The organism is Rhodococcus sp. BS-15 (assembly GCF_000813105.1).
Taxonomy (GTDB): Bacteria; Actinomycetota; Actinomycetes; order Mycobacteriales; family Mycobacteriaceae; genus Rhodococcoides.
The window spans coordinates 1-9,245 of record NZ_BAOX01000199.1 but is presented as its reverse complement, the minus strand read 5'-3'; the positions used below and the strand labels follow the sequence as shown (position 1 = coordinate 9,245).

The window sequence follows — 9,245 nt, the reverse complement described above, 5'->3', positions numbered from 1 at the left end:
GCAGCGGGGGCACCAGGTGCCCGGCCGTGCGCCGACAGCCCAGCGGGTGCTGCAGCGGGCACAGACCTGGAACGCCTGAGCGCGTCCCTGCGGTGCCGACATCTAGATGATTCTCGCTTCGTGGGCGTCGTCGCGCTGGATCGGTCGACCAGCGGCGTGCCAGGCGAGCATGCCACCGTCGACGTTGATCGCGTCGTAACCCACGCGGTTGAGGTATTCGACGACGCGAGCCGAGCGACCACCGGCTTTGCAGACGACGTACACCTCGGATTGGTTGTCGATCTCACCGGCGCGGGACGGAATGTCGCCCATCGGGATGTGAACGGCGTCGGGTGCGTGTCCGGCCTGCCACTCGTCGTCCTCGCGGACGTCGAGCAGGATGGCCGCCGTCGGGAACGGCACCGGGAGACGATCGACGGTGACGGCAGGCGACTGCTCGGGATGAGACACACCTCGATCTTGTCACGCGTCCGCGCGGGCCTGCCACCCGTGTCCTCGCGACCGAAGCGTCGCCTCGCTATGACCTACGTCACTGCAGTCACAGAAGTTATCCACAGTATCCACAGATCGATCCACAGAATCGGGGCCTGTGCCGGTTTCTATCCACAGGTCAAAGCTTCGAGTCGGTCTCGCGGTGTACCGAATACCAACTCGGGCTGTGGATCGATGGTGATTTGACACAGCCGCCGTCAGCGGTCCCGTGAATCCTCTGTTTAGGCTGACGAACATGACTTCCATCGAGCTACGCGTCTTCACCGAACCGCAACAGGGCGCCACGTACGACGAACTGCTCCGCGTCGCGAAAGCTGCCGAGGAATTCGGCTACGGCGCATTCTTCCGGTCCGACCACTACCTCGCGATGAGCGGCGACGGCGGCCCCGGACCCACCGACGCGTGGATCACCCTGGCCGGGCTCGCCCGCGAAACCTCGACCATTCGACTGGGCACCCTCGTCACCTCTGCGACCTTCCGCTACCCGGGGCCGCTCGCCATCAGCGTCGCCCAGGTCGACGCCATGAGCGGTGGTCGCGTGGACCTCGGCCTCGGAGCCGGCTGGTTCGAGGACGAGCACAAGGCCTACGGCATTCCGTTCCCGCCGCTCGGCGAACGCTTCGACCGACTCGAGGAGCAACTGGCCGTCGTCACCGGACTGTGGAACACACCCGTCGGCGAGACCTTCTCGCACGCAGGCACGCACTACCCCGTCACCGACTCCCCTGCGCTCCCCAAGCCGGTGCAGACACCCCACCCGCCGATCGTCATCGGCGGCGGAGGCAAGAAGCGCACCCCGGCACTCGCCGCGAAGTACGCCGACGAATTCAACATCCCCTTCGCCTCCCTGGCCGACACCGAGACCCAGTTCGGTCGAGTCCGCGCAGCCTGCACAGCCGCCGATCGCGACCCCGACTCGCTCGTCTACTCCAACGCCCTCGTCCTCTGCTGCGGCCGCACCGAAGAAGAAATTGCACGACGCGCCGCCGCCATCGGCCGCGAGGTATCGGAGCTACGCGAGAACGGTGCCGCCGGTAGCCCCGCCGAACTCGTCGACAGAATCGGCAGCTTCGGAGCCATCGGCGCGACACGCGTGTACCTGCAGACCATGGACCTCACCGACCTCGATCACCTCGAACTCGTCGCATCCGAGGTTCTCCAGCAGCTCTGACCCCACCGAATCGCGCCGCCCAAAGTCCACTCAACGTGACATTGAGTGCCCAAAAGTCCACTGAACGTCACATTGAGTACCCAGGGGGCCTCGGTCAGGCGGCGGATCGGGCGCGTAGGCGTGCGTAGTGCGCGCTGATGTGTCGTGCGGCGGGCAGTTCGATCCATCGGTACGTGATTTCGGCGAGTGCGGCGGTTCCGGCCAGGAATGCCAGGACGGCGGCGCTGGGGCCAGGTGCGGTTCGACGGTTGCGTAGATGCGGTAGAGCACGAGGGTGTGGATCAGGTAGATCGCGTAGCTGCGGGTGCCGATCCATCGGACGATGGGCCAGCGGGTGATGGGTCCGTCGTATCGGGCGAGGATCAGGACGGTGGCGGTGACGACCAGCAGGGTCCAGAGGTAGGTGCCATCCATCCAGAAGGTGTGGACTTCGATGGCGAGTCGAATCACTTCGATCTGCGCGATGACGCCGACGACGACCCATCGCCAGGTGACGAGTCGTGCCCATGCGAGGTAGGCGATCTGTCCGAGGAACAGGGTGGGGAGCACTCCTGCGACCTTGGTCAGAAACGGAACCGTGTAGGGCTGAGGTAGGTAGAGGTTGTAGACGATCACCAGCGCGCACAGTGCGGCTCCGACCAGCGGTACGACGATGGGCCTGGTGCGCAGCGTTCCGCGCATCGAGACGCAGTAGAGGTAGAACGCGATCTGCACGACGAGGGTCCAGGTGACACCGAGGACGGCGACTTCGGGGCGGAGGAAGAAGCCGCCGAGGAAGAAGCTGAGAAACGCCTCGCCGTTGGTGATGCCGGGTTGGCCGCTGAACATCCCGTTGAGTCCGAGTTTGACGAGGATGACGGCCATCGCGACGGCGAACCAGAGGGCGGGGACGAGACGGGCGAGGCGCGCGACCATGAAGTCCCGACGCGATTGCCGCATGGCGGATCGGGTGATCAGCAGGCCGGTGAGCAGCATGAAGATGCTGACACCGACGAACGACAGGTGCAGGGTGAGGCCGGCACCGTCGACGAGAACGGTGTTGACGACGTCGATCATCCACCAGCCGCCGCCGATGTCGTCGAGCAGATAGAACGAGATGTGGGAGTACAACACCGCGAGGACGGCGATGACGCGGAGGAGGTCGGCACCGTCCATCTGGACTCGGGGCGCATCGACGGGCTGGGTGGCGGCGGACTCGTCGACCGTGTTCTGGCTCGGTCGGTCCCCATTCACACCCGCGAGTTTAGGTTCCGTTCATGTATTGGACCAATCCGCAGCTACTCCGCAACTGTTTCGTGATATTCGGAGCGGATTCACAGGCGAACAATTCGACTGTCTCGTTCACACGAATTTATTCCGAGAAAAGCATCTCGGTTACAACTGTTGCACTGGGGGTAGGAATGAGATTGGGTTGAACCCTACGAAAGATCCGCAGTAGGACGAACGTGCCCGCATCACATGATGGGTACGGCGTCGTTAGAGAAGGGAACCACGTGTCCGAGTACACCTTGCCCGACCTTGATTTCGATTACTCCGCCCTCGAGCCGCACATCTCGGGCGAGATCAACGAGCTTCACCATTCCAAGCACCACGCCACCTATGTCGCAGGCGCGAACACCGCGGTCGAAAAGCTCGCGGCAGCGCGTGACAACGAAGATCATGCAGCCATTTTCCTGCTGGAGAAGAACCTCGCGTTCCACCTCGGTGGCCACGTCAACCACTCCATCTGGTGGAAGAACCTCTCGCCCAACGGTGGCGACAAGCCCGAGGGTGAGCTCGCTGCTGCGATCGACGACCAGTTCGGTTCGTTCGACAAGTTCCGCGCACAGTTCACCGCTGCCGCCAACGGCCTGCAGGGCTCCGGCTGGGCCGTTCTGGGCTACGACTCGCTGGGCAAGAAGTTGCTCACCTTCCAGCTCTACGATCAGCAGGCCAACGTGCCGCTGGGCATCATCCCGCTGCTCCAGGTCGATATGTGGGAGCACGCCTTCTACCTGCAGTACAAGAACGTCAAGGCCGATTACGTGAAGGCGTTCTGGAACGTCGTCAACTGGGCCGACGTCCAGGCTCGTTTCGAGGCCGCAACGTCGAAGACCCCGGGTCTGATCTTCCCGTAACCGACGAGATTGCCGACAGTCGAGCAATCGCAGACAGGGCCACCGCAACGAATGCGGTGGCCCTGTCTCGTTTCGAATTCAGGCCCGGTCGGCTGCTGGGATCGGCCGAATCGAGGTGATTCCGTGGTCGGGCGTCGCGAAGGCCTCGGAGCGGCAGGTCGTTCTGCGCGGGGCCTCGGGACTCGGAGTCACGTGCACGTGCACCGAGCCCGTTGTCGTTGCGACGATGACGTCGGTGCCGCCGTCCGAGGATGTGGCCGCACTCGGACGTACGTCGTTGATTCCGGTCATGTCGTATTCGGTGCGCACGGCGTGTTCCGCGATCTGCCTGCGGTGTCGTCGGTACACCGGCCGCGGTAGTTCTGCAGTGACAGCTGTCCGCGGTCGTGGCGGTCCACCACTGCCTGAGCATTCGCCGGCGTGAGGTTGCCGTAGTAGCTGCCCTCCGGCAGTGCCACCATTCCGGCTGCGAACCGGTCGCCGCCGAGATGCGTCGATTCCCATACCCGCCCCTCGGGCCGACTCAGCGCAGCCGCGACGGGCCGACCGAACACCGCGCAGCACGGATCCTTTTTCCCGTGCGTACACACCAGGTACAGCGGCTGCTCGACAGATATCCCGAGGCCGGGTGGGGTATCGCCCGAAGCGGCTTCCAGCGGCAGCTCGAGCACCTGCTCGACCGCGTCGACCGTGTACTGCTCCGCCCACGGACCCGAACGGCCCGAATGCACGAGGAAGATTCGCCGCACATCGGTCGAATTCCGTGGCAGCCGAGTGTCACGTACCAGCTGGGGACGTACCGAGCCGCCGCACAGCGACGTGCAAGTTCGACGCCGATTCGACCCAGCGGACCGTCCGGCCCCCACGGTTCGCGGCCCCAGGGGCCTCGATGTTCGATCAGCACCCACCCATCGGCCCGTGCTGCCGTTCCGCGCAACGATTCGTCTCGCTCTCGGGCAACCGCAGCGCAGCCGCCCCAGCGTTCGGATGCCGACACCTCACCCACCGAGTTCGGACGCGGTCTCCACCAACGCCTGTGCGGTGAGTACGTTGCCGAAGAGGTAGTCCTTGGACGGCAGTTCGGTCACCCGGGCACCGAGTCCGGTGAAGAGCGGGTTCTGCGCAGTTGCGCCACGGCGTCCTCCGTACCCGCGTCGGTCAGCAGAACGATGTCGTCGGCGTCCATCACGTCGATCAGCTCGGGACTGACGTCGACGGTCTGCATCGCGTCCGATCCGCGGTCTTGCTGCGCAGGGGCCCGGTAGCCCAGATCGGCGAGCACCGAGTAGGGAAACGAGCCGTCCTGCGTCATGTACCGAAGCGAGTCGGCGCGCACCCGTGCGATGGTCAACGTGCTGCCCTCGCGCGGTGCCCGAGCCTGCGACTCGTCCACCGTGCGCCGATAGTCGGCCAACAGGTTCTCGGCCGTGTCCTGCTGGCCGAAGAATTCCGCCACCTGCTCGAGAGTGCTCTGCCACGACGCCGGCGCGTAGTCCACGACGACGGTCGGTGCGATCGGGGCGACGCGGTCGAACAACGCGCGACCGTCCTCACCCTCCGTTCGCATCACGATCAGGTCCGGTCCGGCAGCCGTCAGGGCCTCGATGTCGATGTCGGAGTCGGCCGATCCGATGTCCACCGGTTCGGCGGCGAGACGGGCACGCACGACGGGCGCATAGTCTCCGGTGAGCGGCGGCTTCACTGCTGCGACCGGCTGCACTCCCAGAGCCACGACCGCTTCGAGCGTGCGGTCTCCGTCGAGCACGGCAACGCGCTGCGGATCCACCGGAATGCTCGTCTCACCGAAGGCATGTTGCGCGGTGCGGACGTCACCTGTGTTCTCCTGCGTGCTCGACGCGTCCGCGCTGCACGCGGTCACCGCGAAAGCCACGATGCAGGACGCGGCCGCGACGCCGAGCCGCCCACCTCTTTCTCCGAATTTCATCGAAGAAGAGTATCCGGCGGCGATCCACCGCGGGGCGGCTACGTTTCGGCTGGCACTCTCCCATCTTGTGTGCCAGCCGTTTTCGCGTCATTCTCTTCCTACCCAACGTCGTGTACCCGGCTTCGAGCCCTGTACCTGTCTGGGAGGAACGATCGAGATGGACGAGCGAGATCTCATCGGTGTTTCACCGTTTCATGCCGCCGGTCTGCTGCGCGGATTCGTGATCTCCGGCCGTTGGCCGGACACCACCAAGGAATGGGCGCAGTTTCTGGCCCTCGCCGTGCGGGTGGCCTCGATGCCGGGCCTGTTGGCAACGTCGACCGTGTTCGGGGTGCGTGAGGAATTGCCCGACGACCCCGCGCCGGGGACGGTCGGGTTGGTCGTCGCCGAGGGGCCGGTGATCGGCGATTTCGCGCTGGCTCCCGGACGGTTCGCCGCGCATCAACCGGCCGCATTGCTGATGCTGCATCCGCCGTCGGAGACGACGCCGTCGCTCCCGGAGTGTGCGGGTGCGGCGTCCGGATGCGTTCTGCTCCCCGGCCTTCCGCACCTCGGGCTCGACCATCGGGCGGCCTGGGTCGAGGCCGAGTCCGACGGCACGGTGACCTCGATGGTCAGTCGGGTGGGTCTCGATCCCATCAGCGATCCCGATACTGCAGTTTTGGCGATGCTCCTCGCATCCTGACCGCTGTCCGCACACGAATTTTCGGGAACCCAAACTTACTGGCGCATTGGACATTTCGCGTCGAGGCCCCTACAGTCGTCTGCAGCGAAGGGGAGTAGCCCCCAATCATCGTGTCGACATACTGGCCGCTTCTGCTGCCCGGCACGGTGAACCGGAGAGATTCGGTGGGCGAGACCTTCGGTCCGTTCGACGACCGAGGAGTCCGCTGTGCTGTCCGCATTACTGTTGAGTTTCGCTGTCATTTTCGTCGCCGAGCTGGGTGACAAGTCCCAGCTCATGGCCATGACGTTCGCCCTGCGTTACAAGTGGTACGTCGTCATCGGCGGCATCACCGTTGCCACCACCGTCGTGCACCTGGTCTCGGTCGCTGTCGGCCACTTCCTCGGGGTGTCGATCCCCACCGAGCTGATCTCCATCGTCGGCGGCATCGCGTTCGTCGTCTTCGGACTCTGGACGCTGCGCGGCGACTCCCTGTCCGACGACGAAGGCGCGAAAGCCTCCCGGGTCACCAAATCCGCGTTCCTTGCGATCGCGTCGGCGTTCTTCCTTGCCGAGCTCGGTGACAAGACGATGCTGGCCACCGTCACTCTCGCCGCCGACAACGACTGGGTGGGTGTGTGGATCGGCTCGACGATCGGCATGGTCGCGGCCGATGCACTCGCCATCGTTGTCGGCGCGGTACTCGGAAAGCACCTGCCGGAGCGCATGATCCAGTACGGCGCGGCCATTCTGTTCTTCGTCTTCGGTGCCGTCCTGTTCTTCGAGGGCCTGATGCCCGGCACCGCTGCCCCGTACATCGCTGCCGGAGCGGTCGTCGTGATCTCCGCTGTCGTCGTCGCCGTGTTCGTTCGGCGCTCCCGCACCAGGGCAGCGCGGGAATCGGAGAAGCAGACCACCACCGAACGCGCCTGACCTTGGTTTACACTCCTCTCCCGGGAGGGGTGCATGAACAACGACCAGCAGGTGAGCAAGACCGACGCGGCGCACCATTCGACCGATCGGTTGATCAGAATCTTCGGCCGTTTCGTCGGTACCGGCTATCTCATCTATCTGCTTCTGCTGATCCCGAACATCGCACGGAGCAGCGAGGTGGTTCCCGGTTGGTGGACTCCGGTCACTGTTGCGGTCGTGTTCGGCAGTGGTTTCGCGTTCGGGGCCATGACTTTTCATCCGAGTATCGCCGCCATCAGGATCGCCGGCTCGATAGCAGCATCGACGTTCCCGATCATGGCCGCGCTGTGGTGGGTGGCCTGGGACGGAACCACTTTCGATCAGGCCGGGACCTTTCTCTCGGTGTTTCCCGGCCTTGCGGCACTCGCGGCCGCCACGGTGTGGCACCCCGTCCCGGCGTTCGTCCACATGACCGTCAGCGTCGTTCTCGTGCAGCTCACCAATCACGCTGTCCGAGAACCGTTCCCCCGCAGCAACATCGTTGCGGAGATCTTCTTCGCAATGATGTTCTGCACGGTGTTCGTCGCCGCAACGCTGGCCGCGGTACGTACCGGACGCATTCTCGACGCCACGATCTCGACGACGCACGACGACGCAGCCCGGGCGGCCGCGGCCACCGCGCGCGAGGTCGAACGCGAACGGTTCGATGCGCTGATCCACGACGAGGTCATGTCGTCGCTGCTCGCCGTTGCCCGCCATGGCCGCACGCCGAGCCTGGCCCGTCAGGCCCGCTCGGCTCTGACACATCTGGACGAGCTGACCACAGGCACCGTCTCCGAGACATTCTCGGCCGACGAGGCTCTGGCTCAGCTTCGTTCTGCCGCAACGACGGTCGACGAATCGATCGAATTCACCGTGAACGAGGGCGCGCCCGAGCTCACGGAGGCCTATCCGGCCGACACGGTACGAGCCATCGCTGCAGCACTGGCAGAAGCGCTCCGCAACAGTCGAATTCACGCCAGGGCATCGCACCGTTCGGTTGTCGTGGAGCTGGCCCCGTCGTCGATGCACATCACCGTGCAGGACGACGGCATCGGTTTCGATCGACGTTCGGTGCCGCCCCATCGACTTGGCGTCGCCGTCAGCATCGAGGGCCGGATGCGTCAGCTCGAGGGCGGATCGGCCGAGATCGAATCCTCCGCCGCAGGCACCATCGTGCGATTGGGCTGGAAGCGATGAACGGCCAGGACATCCGCGATCTGCTGTCGATGAAGTCGACGGCCGCCTATGCCGTCGCCGTGTTCTATGTCCTCGCGTGTGCGGTGTGCGCCACGGCGACGCTGGACGGGGTGTCGGCGGTATGGCCACCGTATGCAGCGGTTCTCGTGTTCGCCGGAGCCGTCGTCGTGTTGCTCGGTGCCCCAGGTGATCCGCTGGGGACACGCGCAACAGCTCTGCTGACCGTATCGGGACCGGTCGCCGCATCGGCTGTCTTCGCCGTCCTGCCGGTTCCACTGACCGGAAGCCTGCAGACCTGGCCCCTGGGGATGTCGGTGGTGATCTACACCTTCATGTGCGTGCGCGGTCGCACCCTGGCCGCGTGGCTCGGGCTGGCACTGACCATGTCCGTGGCCATCGGGTGGGCGGCGATGACGGGTCAAGGATTTCTGTACGGGCTCTCGTTCAGCGCCATCAACATCGCACCGCTGTTGATGTCGACGTTCTTCGCGTTCACCATACGTCCGCTGGCTGCGGCCATTTTCGCGCTGCGCACCCAGTCGACGGTTCGTATCGCGTCTCGGGCCGCTGCGGCGGCCGTACTCGAGGAACGCGACGCTCGCCTGGCCAGTCTCGACGCGTTGGCCCGTCCGTTGCTGCAGCGCATCGCCGACGGTCCCGATCCCACCGACGAGGAAGTCCTCGCGTGTCGGCTGCTCGAAGCCG

11 protein-coding genes are annotated in these 9,245 nt (G+C 65.1%); 6 read left to right on the top strand and 5 right to left on the bottom strand.

The window, feature by feature from the left end:
• Positions 1–102 precede the first annotated feature (102 nt).
• On the bottom strand, positions 103–450 hold the full coding sequence (locus RHBS_RS19220) for a rhodanese-like domain-containing protein (protein WP_128646242.1): 348 nt from the start codon (positions 448–450) through the stop codon (positions 103–105).
• Between the two features lie 286 nt (positions 451–736).
• Between RHBS_RS19220 and RHBS_RS19215 the strand changes: the two genes are divergently transcribed.
• Positions 737–1,663, top strand: a complete 927-nt coding sequence (locus RHBS_RS19215) for an LLM class F420-dependent oxidoreductase (protein ID WP_187298556.1) — start codon at positions 737–739, stop codon at positions 1,661–1,663.
• Positions 1,664–1,693: 30 nt separating this feature from the next.
• On the opposite strand, the gene RHBS_RS19210 is transcribed toward RHBS_RS19215, so the two are convergent.
• Positions 1,694–2,896, bottom strand: coding sequence for an acyltransferase (locus RHBS_RS19210; RefSeq protein ID WP_237669444.1), 1,203 nt, complete (start codon positions 2,894–2,896; stop codon positions 1,694–1,696).
• Between the two features lie 260 nt (positions 2,897–3,156).
• Between RHBS_RS19210 and RHBS_RS19205 the strand changes: the two genes are divergently transcribed.
• Positions 3,157–3,780: a superoxide dismutase gene (locus tag RHBS_RS19205; protein WP_094614729.1), complete on the top strand. Its 624-nt coding sequence runs from the start codon at positions 3,157–3,159 to the stop codon at positions 3,778–3,780.
• A 78-nt stretch (positions 3,781–3,858) separates the two neighbouring features.
• Here the strand turns inward: RHBS_RS19205 and RHBS_RS19200 are convergent, their stop codons facing one another.
• The 3 genes from RHBS_RS19200 to RHBS_RS19190 all read right to left on the bottom strand — a co-directional run bounded on the left by RHBS_RS19200 (position 3,859) and on the right by RHBS_RS19190 (position 5,725).
• On the bottom strand, positions 3,859–4,089 hold the full coding sequence (locus RHBS_RS19200) for a hypothetical protein (RefSeq protein ID WP_128646240.1): 231 nt from the start codon (positions 4,087–4,089) through the stop codon (positions 3,859–3,861).
• Entirely contained in the window at positions 4,068–4,529 is a 462-nt protein-coding gene (locus RHBS_RS19195; RefSeq protein ID WP_187298554.1) for a sucrase ferredoxin, read from the bottom strand. Before RHBS_RS19195 ends, RHBS_RS19200 begins: the two co-directional genes overlap by 22 nt.
• A gap of 335 nt (positions 4,530–4,864) precedes the next feature.
• Entirely contained in the window at positions 4,865–5,725 is an 861-nt protein-coding gene (locus RHBS_RS19190; RefSeq protein WP_128646238.1) for an ABC transporter substrate-binding protein, read from the bottom strand.
• 157 nt (positions 5,726–5,882) lie between these two features.
• Here RHBS_RS19190 and RHBS_RS19185 point away from each other — a divergent pair, with 157 nt between their 5' ends.
• The 4 genes from RHBS_RS19185 to RHBS_RS19170 form a co-directional block, all read left to right on the top strand.
• On the top strand, positions 5,883–6,410 hold the full coding sequence (locus RHBS_RS19185) for a peptidase (RefSeq protein WP_121871773.1): 528 nt from the start codon (positions 5,883–5,885) through the stop codon (positions 6,408–6,410).
• Positions 6,411–6,617: 207 nt separating this feature from the next.
• Complete coding sequence (locus RHBS_RS19180; protein WP_121871772.1) at positions 6,618–7,322, top strand: TMEM165/GDT1 family protein; 705 nt, start codon at positions 6,618–6,620, stop codon at positions 7,320–7,322.
• Between the two features lie 33 nt (positions 7,323–7,355).
• A complete protein-coding gene (locus RHBS_RS19175; protein WP_128646237.1) occupies positions 7,356–8,540 on the top strand; it encodes a sensor histidine kinase in 1,185 nt (394 codons plus the stop codon).
• The coding region (locus tag RHBS_RS19170) for a hypothetical protein (RefSeq protein WP_128646236.1) at positions 8,537–9,245 on the top strand (709 nt) is incomplete at its 3' end. The genes RHBS_RS19175 and RHBS_RS19170, both read left to right, overlap by 4 nt.

Excerpts from the sequence above, each read along its gene's own strand:
- RHBS_RS19185 (WP_121871773.1), top strand. The coding sequence starts at position 5,883 with ATGGACGAGCGAGATCTCATCGGTGTTTCACCGTTTCATGCCGCCGGT.
- RHBS_RS19175 (WP_128646237.1), top strand. The coding sequence starts at position 7,356 with ATGAACAACGACCAGCAGGTGAGCAAGACCGACGCGGCGCACCATTCG.
- RHBS_RS19190 (WP_128646238.1), bottom strand. The coding sequence starts at position 5,725 with ATGAAATTCGGAGAAAGAGGTGGGCGGCTCGGCGTCGCGGCCGCGTCC.